Here is a 16,890-nt window from a genome sequence, read left to right on the forward strand (position 1 = left end):
CGGCCATGACCGGTCCGGGCAGCGAATGGCTCGACGAGGAGGCGGGACCCCTGGTGCGCGCGTACGCGCTGACCGGGGGCCGCGCCCGGCCCGCCACCCGCGGCGAGGACCTCGAAATGATCACTGTGGTGGTGACCGTGGGACGGCCCGCCCCCAGCCCCGAGATCGGCCCCGAGCACCTGGCGATCCTCGACCTGTGCCGGACCGCGCAGTCGGTCGCCGAGATCTCGGCGCGGCTCGGGCTGCCGCTGGTCGTGGTGCGGGTGCTGCTGGGCGACCTGCTCACCCGGGGCCACATCGCCGTGCGACGGCCCGAGGAACGCGCCCCGGACGTCACCCAGAAGCTGCTGAGGGAGGTGCTCCATGGACTCGAAAGGCTCTGACCCGGGCTCCGACGCCACGCTGATGCCGCTGGCCGTCAAGATCCTGGTGGCGGGCGGGTTCGGGGTCGGCAAGACCACGTTCGTCGGCGCGGTGAGCGAGATCCGCCCGCTGCGCACCGAGGAGGTGCTGACCGAACGCGGCGTCGGCGTGGACGACACCTCCGGCGTGGACCGCAAGACCACCACCACCGTCGCGATGGACTTCGGCCGCATCACCATCCGCGAGGGCCTGGTGCTGTACCTGTTCGGCACCCCCGGCCAGGACCGGTTCTGGTTCATGTGGGACGAGCTGGCGCACGGCGCGCTCGGGGCGGTCGTGCTGGCCGACACCCGGCGGCTGACCGACTGCTTCCCGGCGGTGGACTACTTCGAGAGCCGCGAGGTGCCGTTCCTGGTCGCGGTCAACCGCTTCGACGACGGCTACGACTACACCGAGCGGGAGGTCGCCGAGGCGCTGGACCTGGGCCCGCAGACGCCGGTGCTGATGTGCGACGCGCGCGACCGCGACTCGGCCAAACGCGTGCTGACCGCCCTGGTCCGGCATCTAATCGCGCTCGGCGAGCGCCAGCCGGTGTGACCCGGCCGGAACGCGAAAGGGCCGGTCCCCTCCGGGGGGACCGGCCCTTTTCCGCGTCACGCGCCCGGCATCACGCCTCGGCGGCGTCCTCCTCCGGGACGAAGTCCACCCCGGCCTCCGCGCGCTGCTGCTCGGTGATCGGCGTCGGCGCGGCGGTCAGCGGGTCGTAGCCGGACGCGGCCTTCGGAAAGGCGATCACGTCGCGGATCGACTCGCCGCCCGCCAGCAGCATGGTGGTCCGGTCCCAGCCGAACGCGATGCCGCCGTGCGGCGGCGGGCCGTACTTGAACGCCTCCAGCAGGAAGCCGAACTTGGACTCGGCCTCCTCCTTGCTCAGCCCCAGCACGTCGAACACGCGCTGCTGCATCTCGGCGCGGTGGATACGGATCGAGCCGCCGCCGATCTCGTTGCCGTTGCAGACGATGTCGTAGGCGTTGGCCAGCGCCGAGCCCGGGTCGTTCACGAACGTGTCGGCGAACTCAGGCTTGGGCGCGGTGAACGGGTGGTGCACCGCCGTCCAGCCGATCCGCTCGCCCTTCTCGTCCTCCACCGGCTCGAACACCGGGGCGTCCACGACCCAGCAGAACGCCCACGCGCTCTCGTCGATCAGGCCGCAGCGGTGGCCGATCTCCAGCCGCGCCGCGCCCAGCAGCTCACGGGTCGCGTGCGGCCGGCCGGCGCCGAAGAAGATCGCGTCGCCGGGCCCGGCGCCGACCTTCGCGGCCAGGCCGGCCTTCTCCGCGTCCGACAGGTTCTTGGCGACCGGGCCGCCCAGCGAGCCGTCCTCCTGCACCAGCACGTAGGCCAGGCCGCGCGCGCCGCGCGCCTTGGCCCAGTCCTGCCAGCCGTCCAGCTCCTTGCGGGTCTGCGACGCGCCGCCCGGCATGACCACCGCGCCCACGTAGGGGGCCTGGAACACCCGGAACGAGGTGTCGGCGAAGTACTCGGTCATGTCGGTCAGCTCGTTGCCGAACCGCAGGTCCGGCTTGTCCGAGCCGTACCGCGCCAGGGCGTCGGCGTAGGTGATGTGCGGGATCTCCCCGATCTCGTGGCCGAGGATCTCCTTCCACAGCGCCCGCACGATGTCCTCGCCGACCCTGATGACGTCGTCCTGCTCGGCGAACGACATCTCGATGTCGATCTGGGTGAACTCCGGCTGCCGGTCGGCGCGGAAGTCCTCGTCGCGGTAGCAGCGGGCGATCTGGTAGTACCGCTCCAGCCCGCCGACCATCAGCAGCTGCTTGAACAGCTGCGGCGACTGCGGCAGCGCGTACCAGTGGCCCGGCTTCAGCCGCACCGGCACCAGGAAGTCGCGCGCGCCCTCGGGGGTGGAGCGGGTCAGCGTGGGGGTCTCGACGTTGACGAAGCCCTGCTCGCCCAGCACCCGGTTGACGATCTGCGCGCCCTGGGAGCGGATGCGCAGCGCCCGGGAGACCTGCTCGCGGCGCATGTCGAGGTACCGGTACTTGAGTCGGACCTCCTCGTTGACGTTGGCGTCGCCCTCGATCGGGAACGGCAGCGGCGCGGCCTCCGACAGCACCTCGATCTCGGCGGCGGCGACCTCGATCTCCCCGGTGGGGATCTCGGGGTTCTCGTTGCCCGCGGGCCGGACCCGCACCTCGCCGGTGATCTTCACGCAGAACTCCGCGCGCAGGTCGTGGGCGGTGTCCTCCTCGCGGAAGACGACCTGGGCGACCCCGGAGGCGTCGCGCAGGTCGATGAAGGTGACACCCCCGTGGTCACGGCGGCGCGCCACCCAGCCGGCCAGCGTCACCTGCTGCCCGGCGTGCTCCCTGCGGAGGGTCCCCGCCTCGTGCGAGCGGATCATCGTGAAAGCCTTTCCTTCAAGACCGATGCGACATTGTTCAGAGACACGGCGCTCTGCTCGCCACTGCCCAGCTCCTTGACCTGGGCGACGCCGTCGGCGAGGTCCCGCTCGCCCAGGATGATCGCGAACCGGGCCCCCGACCGGTCGGCGTCCTTCATCGCGCCCTTGAGCTTCTTCCCGCCGAACGCCATGTCCGCCGCGACCCCGGCCCGGCGCAACTCGGCGACCAGACCGAACAGCCGGCGCTCGGCGGTCTCGCCGAGCGCGACCCCGAACACCTCGCAGCGCGGCTTGGGCGCGAACTCCGCGCCCTCGGCCTCCAGCGCCAGGATCGTGCGGTCGAGGCCCAGCCCGAAGCCGATGCCCGGCAGCGCGGGGCCGCCGATGTCCTCCGACAGGCCGTCGTAGCGCCCGCCGCCGCCGATGCCGGACTGCGCGCCCAGCAGCGGGTGGTCGAACTCGTAGGTGGTGCGGGTGTAGTAGTCCAGGCCCCGCACCAGCCGCGGCGTGTCCTCCCACTCGATGCCGAGGTCGGCCAGCAGCTCGCGCACCCGGTCGTGGTGGGCCTTGCAGGCGGCGCACAGGTGGTCGGCCATCAGCGGCGCGTCGGCGAGCTGCTCCTGCACCCGCGGGCGCTTGTCGTCCAGCACCCGCAACGGGTTGATCTCGATGCGGGCGCGGGTGGCCTCGTCCAGGTCCAGGCCGCGCAGGAACTCCTGCAACCGGGCCCGATAGGCGGGACGGCACTCCTTGCAGCCCAGCGAGTTCAGCAGCAGCCGGACCCGCGTCAGGCCGAGGCTGCGGTACCAGCCGGCCGCGATGGCGATCGTCTCGGCGTCGACCTGCGGGTCCTCGCTGCCGATCGCCTCCAGGTCCAGCTGGTAGAACTGCCGGTAGCGGCCCTTCTGCGGGCGTTCGGCGCGGAACGCCGGACCGGTCGTCCAGACCTTGACCGGCAGGCCGCCCTCCTTGTGCAGGCCGTTCTCCAGCACCGCGCGCAGCACCGAGGCGGTGAACTCCGGCCGCAGCGTCAGCGACCGGCCGCCGCGGTCCTCGAAGGTGTACATCTCCTTGGACACCACGTCGGTGGACTCGCCGACACCGCGCCGGAACAGGTTGGTGTCCTCGAAGACCGCCAGCTCCAGATAGCCGTAACCGGCCAGCCGGGCCTGCTCGGCGAACGCCTCGCGGATGGCGTAGAACAGGTCCGCGCGCGGCGGGACGTACTCGCTGACCCCCTTGGGGGCCTGAAAGCTCGAACTCATGATCTCTAGGCTCAGAATCCCTGGTTGGGCCCGTGCTCGGGCGTGAGGTCCGACAGGAACGGGTTGGTCGCGCGTTCCCGCCCGATGGTCGTCTGCTGACCGTGGCCGGGCAGCACGACGGTCTCGTCCGGCATCGTCAGGCACACCCGCGACAGGCTGCGCAGGATCTCCTCGTACGATCCGCCCGGCAGGTCGGTGCGGCCGATCGACCCGGCGAACAGCAGGTCCCCGGTGAACATCACGTCGGGGACGTCGGCGCTCGGGGGCGTCCGGAAGGTCACCGACCCGGGGGTGTGGCCCGGGGCGTGGTCGACGGTGAAGGACATCCCGGCCAGCTCGACCGCCTGCCCGTCCGACAGCTCCCGCACGTCGTCCGGCTCGCTCAGCGTGATGCCGCCGAACAGCTGCTGCCCCACGTTCAGCGACAGTCCCTTGGCCGGATCGGTGAGCAGGTCGCGGTCGTCGGGATGGATGTAGGCGGGCACGTCCCTGGCGCCGCAGACCGGGGCCACCGACCACACGTGGTCGATATGGCCGTGCGTGAGCAGCACCGCCACCGGCCGCAGCCGGTGCTCGCGCAGCAGCTCCTCGATCCCGGCCTCGGCGTCCTGGCCCGGATCGATGATCACGCACTCCTCACCCGCGGCGGGCGCCACGACATAGCAGTTCGCGGCGAACGATCCGGCGGGGAACCCGGCGACGAGCACGGTCGTCCTTCCTTGTGGCCAGCAGATGGGGACCTCGCGCCCTGGGCCCGGGACCCGGCGCCCCGTCGGGCCCCGTCGCGCCCGGCCGCGCGCGGTGTCTACCGAGCGTACCGGCGCCGCCCTGGCCACCGCGAACGAGATAGGCCGATCGCCGTGTCGACGGCGCCGGCCGGGGCGCCCGGGCCGGAGGCGTCCCCGGATCGGTAACGCGCCGGACCTCGCGGCGCGCGGAACGTCCGGTACCGCTACTATGCGCTGCACGTTCACCTGATCACAGCGGAGGGCAGGCACCGTGGCGGCCAAGGACCGCAAGAAGGAACTCGCACGGCAGCGCTACGAGCGCCAGCAGGCGCGCCGGCAGGCCGAGGCCGCCCGCGCCCGCCGGGTGAAGATCGTCGGCGCGGGCGTGGCGGTCGCGGTGATCGCCGTCGGCGGCGGCGTCGCCTACGCGATGACCAGGAGCGACGACAAGAAGGACAAGAAGGCCACCACCGCGGCCGGGGGTGCCTGCACCTACACCAAGGCGGAGGAGAAGGGCGCCCCCAAGAACCTCGGCACCCCGCCCGCCAAGCCCGTCCACACCGGACCGGTGCAGGCCACGATCAAGACGGCCCAGGGCGACGTCGGGCTGGAGCTGGACGGGGCCAAGGCGCCGTGCGCGACCAACTCGTTCGCGTTCCTGGCCGAGAAGGACTTCTGGAAGAACACCTTCTGCCACCGCCTGTCCACCGGCGAGGGGCTGAAGATGCTCCAGTGCGGCGACCCGACCGGCACCGGCCAGGGCGGGCCCGGGTACCAGTTCGGCAACGAGAACACCGAGGGCGCCACCTACAAGAAGGGCACCCTCGCCATGGCCAATGCCGGCCCCGGCACCAACGGCAGCCAGTTCTTCCTCGTGTACGGGGACTCGCAGCTGTCGCCCGACTACACGGTGTTCGGCAAGATCACCAAGGGTATGGACGTACTGGAGAAGGTCGCCGCCGCCGGGATCGACAAGCCCGGCCCGGACGGAACCGGCGCTCCGAAGAAGAAGGTCACGATCCAGGACGTCTCGATCGTCGGGAAATAGGCGAACGGGATACTAAGGTGTGGAGGGTCCGATGGATGTGAGCACGATCTCCAACACGATCGGACCTGCGATACAGGAGGCAAGCGTGTCCAGCGCGACCGATCCCTGGGGCCGGGTGGACGAGGACGGCACCGTCTACGTGAAGACGTCGGACGGCGAGCGCGTCGTGGGGTCCTGGCAGGCCGGCGCTCCGGAGGAGGCCCTGGCCTACTTCAAGCGCAAGTACGACTCGCTGGCCACCGAGATCGGGCTGCTGGAACAGCGGGTCAAGACCACCGACCTCCAGCCCCAGCAGGCCCAGCACAGCATCGACCGGCTGCGCGAGCAGGTCTCCGACGCGCACGCGGTCGGCGACCTGGAGTCCCTGGTCCGGCGGCTGGACGCGCTGACCGCGCTGGTCGACCGCCGCCGCGAGGAGGTGCGGGCCCAGCGCGAGCACGCCCGGCACGAGGCGCGCGAGGTCAAGGAGCGCATCGTCGCCGAGGCCGAGCGCATCGCGGCCGAGGAGACGCACTGGAAGAACGGCGGCGAGCGGCTGCGCCAGCTCGTGGAGGAGTGGAAGGCCGCCGACCGCATCGACCGGCCGACCGAGACCGCGCTGTGGAAGCGGCTGTCGGCCGCGCGCAACGCGTTCACCAAGCGCCGCAAGGCCTACTTCGCCACCCTGGACGACCAGCGCGACCAGGCCCGCAAGGAGAAGGAGCGCCTGGTCGCCGAGGCCGAGGCGATGAGCGGCTCCACCGACTGGGGCGAGACCGCCGCCGCCTACCGCGAGCTGATGCGCCGCTGGAAGACCGCCGGCCGCGCCGCGCGGGACGTGGAGGAGGAGCTGTGGGCCCGGTTCAAGGGCGCGCAGGACACCTTCTTCGCCGCCCGGTCGGCCGCGTTCGCCGAGCGCGACGCCGAGTTCCAGGGCAACGCCGAGGTCAAGGAGCAGCTGCTGGCCGAGGCCGAGAAGCTGCTGCCGGTCACCGACGTGCGCGCCGCCCGCGCCGCGCTGCGCGGCATCCACGAGCGCTGGGAGGCCGCCGGGATGGTGCCGCGCGACCAGCGCGACCGCCTGGAGGGCCGGCTGCGCAAGATCGAGGAGGCCGTGCGCACCGCCGAGGAGAACGAGTGGCGGCGCACCAACCCCGAGGCCCGCGCCCGCGCCGAGGCCACCGTCAACCAGTTGCGCAGCTCCATCGAGCAGCTGGAGAAGCGGCTGGCCAAGGCCCGCGAGGCCGGACGCGACAAGGACGTGCGGGACGCCGAGGAGGCGCTGACCGCCCGTCGCGCCTGGCTGGAGGAGGCCGAGCGCACGCTCGCCGAGTTCTCCTGATCCGCTCTCCCGGGCCCGGCCGCCCGCCCCCTCAGGCGCTCCGCCCGAGGAAGGCGAGCAGCCGGGTCTGCTCGTCGGCGCCGCGCGGCGCGGGCAGCGCCGGGCCCAGCCGCCCGGCCGCCCGCAGCGGCGCGGCGACCACGTGCGCGGTCGCGAACGCGTGGTGCACCAGGTCGGGGTCCAGCCGGGTCGGCTGCCCGGTGGCGCGCGCCAGGTCCCAGGCGTGCACCAGCGGCTCCAGGATGTAGGCGCCCAGGTAGTCGCCGAGCGGCAGCTCCCCCAGGGAACCGACCGGGACGGGCCGGCGCAGCGCCTCGGGCGTCAGCGCCGCCGCGCACTCCTTGCGGGCGGTCCGCCAGGCCATCAGCGCGTCCCCGGCCACCTGGCGGCGCGGATCGTCGGCCGGATCGGGCGGCGGCGCCCCGAGCGCCAGCGCCCTGATCTGGTACTGCCCCGCGATGACGTGCCCCGCCACGTCCAGCGCCGTCCACCCGTCGCAGGGCGAGGGGGCGTCCCAGCCGTCCCGGGGAACGCCGCACACCACCCCTTCGAACAGATCCAGCGCCCTCCGGTAACCGCCTGGTTCCTGACCCATGGCGCCCAGTGACCCGCGACCGGCCCCTCCTGTCAAGCGCAATGGGCAAGCCGGTCACGGGTCACCGAAACCCTCAGGCGTCGTTCACCCCGCGTTCGCGCAGCATCGCGGTCATCAGGTCGATCTCGGAGCGCTGGCCGTCCACCATGCTCCGGGCCAGCCGCCGCACGCGCTCGTGGCCGGTGCGGTCCAGCACGGCGCGCGCCATGTCCACCCCGGCCCGGTGGTGGACGACCATCAGCCGCAGGAAGCGGATCTCGGCGTCCCGGCCGGAGGCCCGCTCCAGCCCGTCGAGCTGCTCGCGGGTGGCCATCCCCGGCATGGCGGCCGGTGCCGCGGCCGGGGCGGCCGGGTGCCCGGAATGGCCCCGCATCCAGCGCATCGGCCCGGCCGGGTCGGTCTTGGGCAGCCCCCACTCGTCCAGCCAGGCCGTCATCATGCCGATCTGCGCCTGCTGGGTGGTGGCGATGTCGTAGGCCAGGGTCCGCAGACCCGGGTCGCGGGTCTTGTCGCGGACCGTGAACGCCATCCGCACCGCCTGGGCGTGGTGGGCGCTCATGTCGCGCGCGAACCCGGCCTCCGGACCGTCGGCCGCCGGCCCCCCGGACCGCAGCGCCGCCATCCCGGCGAACACGGCGGCCGCCACCAGGACGGCGACGGCCACGATCACGTTGGCCCGCCTCCTCACACCGTGCTTCCCGCTCGCCTCCGGGACGCCGAGTGGGCACAGCCTTCCCTCGTCACCCTGGTCGCTCCGCTCCCGCTCGGCCCGCTGCGCTCGCGGGTCGGTCCGGGCGGCGCCGCGTCCCTGCGGATCGCTCACGCCTGGTCCTTGGCGCCGGTGCAGGCCGCGCCCGGTTCGGGGGTCTGCGGGCCCTTGACGTAGGCCTTCAGGAACGCGTCCACGCGCGGGTCGGCGGCGTCCTGGACCTTGACCTGCCTGCCCCACGCCGACAGCGCGATCGGCGCGTCCAGGCCCGGGTAGGGGCTCATCAGCGTGTAGTCGGTGGTCCGCACCTTCGTGGCCAGCCGCTCGACCTGGTCGGCGGCGAGCCCGGGCCGGTAGGTGATCCACACCGCGCCGTGCTCCAGGGAGTGGACGGCGTTCTCGTTGCGCAGCGGCCGGTCGTAGACGCGGGCGTCGCAGTTCTGCCACATGGGGTCGTGCGCGCCGCCCATCGGCGGGGCGGTGTCGTAGGTGACGGCGTTCTGGGTGTGGTCGCGGCTCAGGTCGCCCTTCTCGACCAGCCCGGCGATCGAGCCGCCGGAGGAGGGCCGCGACTGCAGGAACGCGAAGGTGATCGCCACGGCGGCGACCAGGCCGATCACGGTGAAGAAGGCGATGCCGCCCCAGGGCACGTGCCGCTGGTTCAGGGCGTTCTTGGCCGGACGGCCGTTGCGGGCGGCCGGGCGCCTGCCGTTCCCGGACGGCTTGTTGTTCTTGGACGGCTTGTTGTTCTTGGACAGCTTGGCGTTGGACATGGTGATCCCCTCGTGGGTGCTCGTTCGGACGGGACGGGGCGCCGTACGGCGCGGCCCGTCACAGCCGGAGCACCTGGAGGGAACTGAGGGACGGCGGGAGCGGGGCGCCCCGCGCCGGGGGAGCCGCCCGCGGGCCGGTGCGGGCCGGGAGCCGGGACCGGATCCGGCGGGGCAGCGCCACCATCCCGATCACCATGATCGACAGCAGCACCGCCAGGCACAGGCAGGCGTCCACGGGGTCGGCGGGCACCGGGACCGGCGGCTCGTGCAGCGTCGGGAGGCCGGTCGCCGCGACCGCCCCGAGCGCCGGTTCGGCCCCCTTCGCCCGGTGGTCGGAGGGGGCGTCGGCCCCGAACGGCGCGTCCAGCGAGTGCGCGGTGCACCAGCGGATCGTCGGGGCGTGCTCCAGGCCGTAGCTGAAGACCAGCCCGCCCACGACGAACAGCGCCACGAGCAGTCCCGCCAGCCCGTGGCGCCGGCTGTGCCGCAGCCGAGACGCCGGTCCCGTCACGTCCTGTGATCACCTCTGGTCGAAGGGTTCCGCGCGGTTTCAACGCCGCGCCCCGCCGGGAGGTTCCCGGCGATCGGATCGAAGGGGAGATTACCGGCAGTGTCGGTGCGGCGAGATAGTGTCGGACCGTGACCGGCACGCTCTTCGACGACCCGACCGGGGACGGCGACCGGGAGGCGCCGCCCGCCCCGGACGCGCCCTCCGGCCGGCCCGCCCCCGAGCGGCAGCCCCTGGCGGTGCGGATGCGGCCCCGTTCCCTGGACGAGGTCGTCGGCCAGGCGCACCTGCTCGGCCCCGGCACCCCCATCCGGCAGCTGGTGGACCGCGACGCGCCGATGTCGCTGGTGCTGTGGGGCCCGCCCGGCACCGGCAAGACGACCCTGGCGACCGTGGTGAGCCAGGTCACCAGCCGCCGCTTCGTGGAGATCTCCGCTGTCAGCGACGGCGTCAAGCGGGTCCGCGCCGAGATCGACCTGGCCCGCCGCGAGCTGGGCGTGGCCGGGCGGCAGACGGTGCTGTTCGTCGACGAGATCCACCGGTTCAGCAAGGCCCAGCAGGACGCGCTGCTGCCCGCCGTGGAGAACCGCTGGGTCTCCTTCATCGGCGCGACCACCGAGAACCCGTTCTTCTCGGTGATCAGCCCGCTGCTGTCCCGGTCGCTGCTGCTCACCCTGGAGCCGCTGGACGAGGACGACCTGCGCGAGGTGGTCCGCCGCGCGCTGGCCGACGAGCGCGGCCTGAACGGCGCGGCCACCCTCGACCCGGCCGCCGAGGACCACCTGATCCGGCTGGCCGGGGGCGACGCCCGCCGCGCGCTCACCTACCTGGAGGCCGCCGCCCTGGTCGTTCCCGACGGCGGCGTGATCGACGTGGACGTGCTGGAGCGGGCCGTGGACCGGGCCGCCGTCCGCTACGACCGCGAGGGCGACCAGCACTACGACGTCATCAGCGCGTTCATCAAGAGCATCCGGGGCAGCGACGTGGACGCCGCGCTGCACTACCTGGCCCGCATGATCGAGGCGGGGGAGGACCCCCGGTTCATCGCCCGGCGCCTGATCGTGCACGCCAGCGAGGACGTCGGCATGGCCGACCCCACCGCGCTGCAGACCGCCGTGGCCGCCGCCCAGGCCGTGGAGTTCGTCGGGCTGCCCGAGGCCCGCATCAACCTGGCCCAGGCCGTGATCCACCTGGCGCTGGCCCCCAAGTCCAACGCGGTGATCATGGCGGTGGACGGCGCGCTGGGCGACGTCCGCAAGGGCCTGGCCGGGCCCGTGCCGGGCCACCTGCGTGACGCGCATTACAAGGGCGCGGCACGCGTCGGGCACGGCGAGGGGTACAAGTACCCCCACGACCACCCCGGCGGCGTGGTCCGCCAGCAGTACGCGCCCGACGCGGTGCACGGACGCGAGTACTACCGCCCCACCCGGCACGGCGCCGAGTCCCGTTTCACCGAGGTCCTGGCCCGCATCCGGTCGGTGCTGCGCGGAACGCGGAACGCGGAGCCCGGCGGGAAAAAGGGCTGAGCGCGGTCCCGCCATCGGGGACCATGGACCGATAACCTTCCCCACGCCGGTCCGAGCCCGGCACGGTCCGGACCGTCGCCCACGGTAAGGTCGTTCCCCACGGAACGGACCGACCGGACCGGCGCGGCCGGACTCGACACAGCGAACGGAAAAGCCCTGATGCTTACTGGTGGACAACTGGCAGGCCTCATCGTGGCCGTGTTCTGGGCCGTGCTCGTGTCCTTCGTCGCCTACACCCTGCTGCGCCTGGCCCGGCTGCTCGGCGAGGCCAGCGAGGTGGTCCGCGACATCGGCGAGCAGGCCGGGCCGCTGCTGGACGACATGAACCGCACGGTGCGGCGCGCCAACGAGCAGCTCGGCCGCACCGACGTGATCACCAAGCAGGTCGCCGGCGTCACCCAGAACGTCTCGGCCGTCACCACCGTGATGACCTCGGTCGTCGGCGGGCCCCTGGTGAAGGCCGCCGCCTTCTCCTACGGCGTGCGCAAGGCGCTGGGCAACACCAGGGACGGCGGCCACTCGGGCCGTCCCGAGCTCACCGGCCGGCAGAACGGGAAGGGACGCAGGTGAAGCGGCTGTTCTGGCTGTCGGTCGGCGCCGGCGCCGGCGTCTACGCCACCCACCGCGTGAAGAAGAAGGTGGAACGCGTGGTGGAGGCCTGGTCCCCCGAGGGCGTCGCCGCCCGCGCGGTCACCGCCGGGCAGACCACCGGGCAGCGGTTGAAACTTTTCGCCACGGACGTCCGTACCGAGATGCGGGCGCGGGAACAGGAACTGCGCGAGGCCGTCCAGATGGACCAGGCCCCGCCCGAGCCGCCCGACGGACCCCGGCCGCGCCGGGTCCTGAAGGCGCGATACACGATCATCGACGACGACAAGGATGGCCACTGATCATGGAGTCGGCAGAGGTCGCCCGCCGCTTCCTCAAGTTCTTCGAAGAGAACGGGCACACCGTGATGCCCTCGGCCAGCCTGGTCGCCGAGGACCCGACCCTGCTGCTGGTTCCGGCCGGGATGGTGCCGTTCAAGCCGTACTTCCTGGGCCAGCGCACCCCGCCCGCCCCGCGCATGACCAGCGCGCAGAAGTGCGTGCGGACCCCGGACATCGACGAGGTCGGCAAGACCACGCGGCACGCCACGTTCTTCCAGATGCTGGGGAACTTCTCCATCGGCGACTACTTCAAGGAGGGCGCGATCCCGTTCGCCTGGGAGCTGCTGACGCGGCCCCAGGCCGAGGGCGGGTTCGGCTTCCCCGAGGAGAAGCTGTGGGTCACCGTCCTGCAGGACGGCGACAAGGTCGACGACGAGGCCATCGACATCTGGCACAACAAGGTCGGCGTGCCGCTGGAGCGCATCCAGCGCCGCGGCCTGGCCGACAACTACTGGCACATGGGCGTGCCCGGCCCCGGCGGCCCCTGCTCGGAGATCTACTACGACCGGGGCCCCGAGTTCGGCCGCGAGGGCGGCCCCGAGGCCGACGAGGACCGGTACCTGGAGGTCTGGAACCTGGTCTTCATGCAGGAGACGCTGGGCGAGGTCCGCTCCAAGGTCGACTTCGACGTCGAGGCGCCGCTGCCGGCCAAGAACATCGACACCGGCATGGGCCTGGAGCGCATGGCGGCGATCCTGCAGGGCGTCGACAACATCTACGAGACCGACACCCTGCGCCGCATCCTCGACCGCGCCGCCGAGCTGACCGGGACCCGCTACGGCTCCGACGGGCGCGCCGACGTGTCGCTGCGCGTCATCGCCGACCACGTCCGCGCGGGCACCATGCTGGTCTCCGACGGCGTGCGCCCCGGCAACGAGGGCCGCGGCTACGTGCTGCGCCGCCTGCTGCGCCGCTCGATCCGCAACCTGCGGCTGCTGGGCGGCCAGGACGCCGGTCTGATGCACGAGCTCACCGACGTCGCCATCAGGGCGATGGGCGAGCAGTACACCGACCTGATCCGCACCGCCGCCAACATCCACACCGTCATCGACGCCGAGGAGGAGGCCTTCCTCCAGACGCTGCGCACCGGCACCACGATCTTCGACACGGCCGTCGAGGAGACCCGGCGGACCGGCGGGAGGGTGCTGGCGGGCGACCAGGCGTTCAAGCTGCACGACACCTACGGCTTCCCCATCGACCTGACCCTGGAGATGGCCGCCGAGCAGGGCCTGAAGGTCGACGAGGACGGCTTCCGCCGGCTCATGACCGAGCAGCGGGAACGCGCCAAGAAGGACGCCCGCGAGAAGAAGACCGGCAACCTGGACGTCTCGGTCCTGGACGAGCTGCTCACCTCGGCGGGCGGCAGGGTCGACTTCATCGGCTACAGCAGCGTGCACGGCGAGGCCCGCCTGGTCGGCGTGCTGGTCAACGGCGTCAACGTCCCCGCCGCCGGGGAGGGCGCCGACGTCGAGATCGTGCTGGACCGCACCCCGTTCTACGCCGAGGGCGGCGGCCAGCTCGCCGACCAGGGCCGGATCCGGTTCGGCAACGGCGCGGTCGTCGACGTCCACGACGTGCAGTCCCCGCTGACCGGGCTGATCGTGCACCGCGGCCGGGTCCGCGTCGGCGAGGTCCAGGTCGGCGACCAGGCCCAGGCCGAGATCGACATCGAGCGCCGGCACGCGATCTCCCGCTCCCACTCGGCGACCCACATGGTGCACGCCGGGTTCCGGCGGGCCCTCGGCGAGTCGGCCGCGCAGGCCGGTTCGGAGAACTCGCCCGGCCGCTTCCGGTTCGACTTCACCGCCTCCGGCGCGGTCCCGGTCAGCGTGCTGCGCGACGTCGAGGACGAGGTCAACGAGGTCCTGATCAACGACCTGGACGTGCGGGCGTTCCACACCTCCATCGACGAGGCCCGCTCCATGGGCGCGCTCGCCCTGTTCGGCGAGAAGTACGGCGACGAGGTCCGCGTCGTGGAGATCGGCGACTACTCGCTGGAGCTGTGCGGCGGCACCCACGTCGCCAAGTCCGGCCAGCTCGGCCTGATCAAGGTGCTGGGCGAGTCGTCGATCGGCGCGGGCGTGCGCCGGGTCGAGGCGCTGGTCGGCATCGACGCCTTCCGCTTCCTGGCCAAGGAGAACGTGCTGGTCAGCCAGCTCGCCGAGCAGCTCAAGACCCGCAAGGAGGAGCTGCCCGAGCGGGTCAGCGGCCTGGTCACGCGGCTGCGCGACGCCGAGCGGGAGCTGGAGAGGCTGCGCTCCCAGCAGGTCCTGGCCGTCGCCGGGTCCCTGGCCGAGGGCGCCGCGGACGTGAACGGCGTCGCGTTCGTGGGACACCGCGCCCCCGACGGCACCGGCGCCGACGACCTGCGCAAGCTGGCCGTGGACGTGCGCGGCCGCCTGCAGGGCCGCCCCGCCGTCGTGATGGTGGCGGGCGCGCCCAAGGACCGTCCCGTCGTGGTGATCGCCGTCAGCGAGGGCGCCCGCGAGCGCGGCCTGAAGGCCGGCGCGCTGGTCGGCCTGGCCGCCAGGACCCTCGGCGGCGGCGGTGGCGGCAAGGACGACCTCGCCCAGGGCGGAGGCTCCGACACCGGGAAGATCGGTGAGGCGCTGGCCGCCGTCGAACGAGCCGTAGGGGCCGCGTGAGCGACGGGCCCGCCGGGAACGGCGCGGGAACGATGAGGCACGGCACCCGGCTCGGGGTCGATGTGGGCAGCGTCCGGATCGGCGTGGCCCGCAGCGACCCCGGCGGGATCCTCGCCTCCCCCCTGGAGACCGTCAAGAGCGGCCGGGGGGACGTCGACCGCCTGGTGGCGCTCGTCACCGAGAACGAGGCCATCGAGGTGGTCGTGGGACTGCCGACGTCGCTGTCGGGCCGCGAGGGCCCGGCGGCGGCGTCCGCCCGCAAGTTCGCCCGCATGCTGGCCGACCGCCTTCCCCCGGGGATGGTGCGGCTGTACGACGAAAGACTCACCACCGTCACGGCCGAGAGCGGCCTGCGTGCCGGGGGGGTCCACGGCCAGGCCCGTCGCAGGGTCGTCGATCAGGCCGCCGCGGCGGTCCTGCTCCAGGCGGCGCTGGACGGGGAACGGTTGACGGGACGACCCCCAGGCGAGATCGTCCGGGGGAAGACATGAACGACTTGGACCTTTTCTCAGAACCCGACCGCAACCGGCAGTGGGCCGACGACGGACAGCGGTCCGACGAGCGGCCCCCGCCCCGCCGTGCCCAGCGGCAGGCACGCCGCCAGCAGCGCCGCAAGAAGCGCAACAGCCGCGCGGCGCTGCTGTTCTCGCTGGCGTTCCTGGTCGCCGTCGTGGGCACCGGCGGCGTGTTCGGCGTCGCCTGGCTGGACCACCGGATGAACCCGCCCGACTACGAGGGCGAGGGCGCCGGGAGCGTCACGATCCAGATCAAGGAGGGCGACGGCGGCTCGACGATCGCGGCGACGCTGCAACGCCACGACGTCGTCAAGAGCGTGCGCGGCTTCCTGAAGGTCTACGCGGAGGAGAAGCGGGCCGGGACCATTCAGCCCGGCTACTACGCGATGCGGCTGCGCATGTCGTCCAAGGCCGCCATGACGCGGCTGCTGGACCCCAAGTCCAGGGCGGGCAACCAGATCATCATCAGCGAGGGCAAGCGCGCCGTCGAGATCTTCCAGGAGCTGTCGAGGAAGACCGGCATCCCGGTGAACGACTTCGTGAAGGCGTCGCGCGACCCGCGGGCGCTCGGCGCGCCCTCGTGGGCCAAGCCGCCCTCGTCGGCGCTCAACCGGATCGAGGGCTATCTGTATCCGGGCCGCTACGACGTCAATCCCAAGGACGGCGCGGCGAAGATCCTCAAGCAGATGGTCGCCCGGTTCAACCAGATGGCGCGGGAGATCGATCTGGAGGGCGAGGCGAAGAAGGCCGACCTGAAGCCCGAAACGGTGATCACGCTGGCGAGCCTGATCCAGGCCGAGGGCGGGCAGGACAGCGACCTGCCCAAGATCTCGCGGGTGATCCGCAACCGCCTCCGGATCAACATGCACCTGCGGTTCGACACCACGATCGTGTACTTCCTCAACAGGCGCACCCTGAACGTGCGGGAACGCGACTACACCACGCCGCACCCGTACAACACCTACCAGCACCAGGGCCTGACCCCGGGACCGATCAGCAACCCCGGCGTGAAGGCGATCCAGGCCGCGCTGAAGCCCGAGCCCGGCAACTGGCTCTACTTCGTGGCGACCGACCCCACCAACAAGGTCACCAAGTTCACCGACTCCGAGGCCGAGTTCAACAAGTTCGTCGAGGAGTTCCGGGCGTGGCAGAGGAACAACCCCGGTAACTGATCCGGGGACCGGCACGACGGTGCGGACGGCGCGGCGGGGGCACCCGCCGCGCCGTCCGGCGTTCCGGGGCCGGTTCACCCGTTCCGGAGGACGACGCAGCGCGCCGCCAGGTAGCCGACGCGGTCGGCGGGCCCGCCCGGCGGGCCCCAGTACACCGCCGCCCACCGGTCGCCGGCGCCGCCGCAGTCCCGGTACCGCCCGCCCTTGACCGGAGCCGCGCTCCCGCAGGGGTGCGCCTCGCCCTCGGCGAGCTGCCGCACCGGCGTCGCCGTCACCCGGGGCGCCTCGCGCAGCCGGGTGGTGGTCCGGGCCGCCCAGTGGCACGGCCGGACCGCCTGCCGCCCCGCCTCGCGCGGCCGGTCGGCCGC

Annotated in this window: 18 protein-coding genes; 10 read left to right on the forward strand and 8 right to left on the reverse strand. The window is 72.8% G+C overall.

The genetic code is table 11. The features are described 5' to 3' along the window. The first annotated feature begins 5 nt into the window (after positions 1–5). Entirely contained in the window at positions 6–383 is a 378-nt protein-coding gene (locus AKI01S_RS12690; RefSeq protein WP_067815526.1) for a DUF742 domain-containing protein, read from the forward strand. Then, positions 364–960, forward strand: a complete 597-nt coding sequence (locus AKI01S_RS12695; protein WP_067815527.1) for a GTP-binding protein — start codon at positions 364–366, stop codon at positions 958–960. Before AKI01S_RS12690 ends, AKI01S_RS12695 begins: the two co-directional genes overlap by 20 nt. A 70-nt stretch (positions 961–1,030) precedes the next feature. Here the strand turns inward: AKI01S_RS12695 and aspS are convergent, their stop codons facing one another. From aspS to AKI01S_RS12710, 3 genes are read right to left on the reverse strand one after another with little or no spacing between them, the layout of a single operon-like run. Beyond that, on the reverse strand, positions 1,031–2,788 hold the full coding sequence (gene aspS, locus AKI01S_RS12700; RefSeq protein WP_067815530.1) for an aspartate--tRNA ligase: 1,758 nt from the start codon (positions 2,786–2,788) through the stop codon (positions 1,031–1,033). Next, complete coding sequence (gene hisS, locus AKI01S_RS12705) at positions 2,785–4,053, reverse strand: histidine--tRNA ligase (protein WP_174567379.1); 1,269 nt, start codon at positions 4,051–4,053, stop codon at positions 2,785–2,787. The genes aspS and hisS overlap by 4 nt, the downstream gene beginning before the upstream one ends. Positions 4,054–4,064: 11 nt before the next feature. Further along, entirely contained in the window at positions 4,065–4,760 is a 696-nt protein-coding gene (locus tag AKI01S_RS12710) for an MBL fold metallo-hydrolase (protein WP_067815533.1), read from the reverse strand. Positions 4,761–5,052: 292 nt separating this feature from the next. Between AKI01S_RS12710 and AKI01S_RS12715 the strand changes: the two genes are divergently transcribed. After that, the gene (locus AKI01S_RS12715; RefSeq protein WP_067815536.1) at positions 5,053–5,829 is read left to right on the forward strand and encodes a peptidylprolyl isomerase; all 777 of its coding nucleotides are present in this window, start codon (positions 5,053–5,055) and stop codon (positions 5,827–5,829) included. Positions 5,830–5,914: 85 nt separating this feature from the next. After that, complete coding sequence (locus AKI01S_RS12720; RefSeq protein ID WP_067815539.1) at positions 5,915–7,150, forward strand: DUF349 domain-containing protein; 1,236 nt, start codon at positions 5,915–5,917, stop codon at positions 7,148–7,150. 31 nt (positions 7,151–7,181) lie between these two features. Here AKI01S_RS12720 and AKI01S_RS12725 read toward each other — a convergent pair whose 3' ends face one another. The 4 genes from AKI01S_RS12725 to AKI01S_RS12740 form a co-directional block, all read right to left on the reverse strand. After that, positions 7,182–7,745 (reverse strand): TIGR03086 family metal-binding protein, encoded by a 564-nt coding sequence (locus tag AKI01S_RS12725; RefSeq protein WP_067815542.1) that lies wholly within the window; start codon positions 7,743–7,745, stop codon positions 7,182–7,184. Between the two features lie 73 nt (positions 7,746–7,818). Further along, the gene (locus tag AKI01S_RS12730; protein ID WP_245681596.1) at positions 7,819–8,568 is read right to left on the reverse strand and encodes a DUF305 domain-containing protein; all 750 of its coding nucleotides are present in this window, start codon (positions 8,566–8,568) and stop codon (positions 7,819–7,821) included. Further along, on the reverse strand, positions 8,565–9,227 hold the full coding sequence (locus AKI01S_RS12735; RefSeq protein WP_083999453.1) for a thioredoxin-like domain-containing protein: 663 nt from the start codon (positions 9,225–9,227) through the stop codon (positions 8,565–8,567). The genes AKI01S_RS12730 and AKI01S_RS12735 overlap by 4 nt, the downstream gene beginning before the upstream one ends. A 58-nt stretch (positions 9,228–9,285) precedes the next feature. Further along, positions 9,286–9,738 carry a hypothetical protein gene (locus AKI01S_RS12740; protein ID WP_067815545.1) on the reverse strand — a complete coding sequence of 151 codons (453 nt, stop codon included), beginning with the start codon at positions 9,736–9,738 and terminating at the stop codon, positions 9,286–9,288. Between the two features lie 242 nt (positions 9,739–9,980). On the opposite strand from AKI01S_RS12740, the gene AKI01S_RS12745 reads away from it, so the two are divergent. The 6 genes from AKI01S_RS12745 (at position 9,981) to mltG (ending at position 16,522) form a co-directional block, all read left to right on the forward strand. Continuing rightward, positions 9,981–11,261, forward strand: a complete 1,281-nt coding sequence (locus AKI01S_RS12745) for a replication-associated recombination protein A (RefSeq protein ID WP_245681598.1) — start codon at positions 9,981–9,983, stop codon at positions 11,259–11,261. 192 nt (positions 11,262–11,453) lie between these two features. Then, positions 11,454–11,831 (forward strand): DUF948 domain-containing protein, encoded by a 378-nt coding sequence (locus tag AKI01S_RS12750; protein WP_245681597.1) that lies wholly within the window; start codon positions 11,454–11,456, stop codon positions 11,829–11,831. Next, positions 11,828–12,151, forward strand: coding sequence for a hypothetical protein (locus AKI01S_RS12755; RefSeq protein WP_067815551.1), 324 nt, complete (start codon positions 11,828–11,830; stop codon positions 12,149–12,151). Before AKI01S_RS12750 ends, AKI01S_RS12755 begins: the two co-directional genes overlap by 4 nt. A 2-nt stretch (positions 12,152–12,153) precedes the next feature. Beyond that, entirely contained in the window at positions 12,154–14,835 is a 2,682-nt protein-coding gene (gene alaS, locus AKI01S_RS12760; protein ID WP_067815554.1) for an alanine--tRNA ligase, read from the forward strand. A gap of 32 nt (positions 14,836–14,867) precedes the next feature. Further along, positions 14,868–15,326, forward strand: a complete 459-nt coding sequence (gene ruvX, locus AKI01S_RS12765) for a Holliday junction resolvase RuvX (RefSeq protein ID WP_067815596.1) — start codon at positions 14,868–14,870, stop codon at positions 15,324–15,326. Beyond that, a complete protein-coding gene (gene mltG / locus AKI01S_RS12770; RefSeq protein ID WP_067815558.1) occupies positions 15,323–16,522 on the forward strand; it encodes an endolytic transglycosylase MltG in 1,200 nt (399 codons plus the stop codon). The genes ruvX and mltG overlap by 4 nt, the downstream gene beginning before the upstream one ends. Positions 16,523–16,596: 74 nt before the next feature. Here mltG and AKI01S_RS51675 read toward each other — a convergent pair. After that, a partial coding sequence (locus AKI01S_RS51675; protein ID WP_169813951.1) for a hypothetical protein occupies positions 16,597–16,890 on the reverse strand: 294 nt, incomplete at its 5' end.

The sequence above is a fragment of the Actinomadura kijaniata NBRC 14229 genome, assembly GCF_001552175.1.
In the GTDB taxonomy this organism is placed as follows: Bacteria; Actinomycetota; Actinomycetes; order Streptosporangiales; family Streptosporangiaceae; genus Spirillospora; species Spirillospora kijaniata.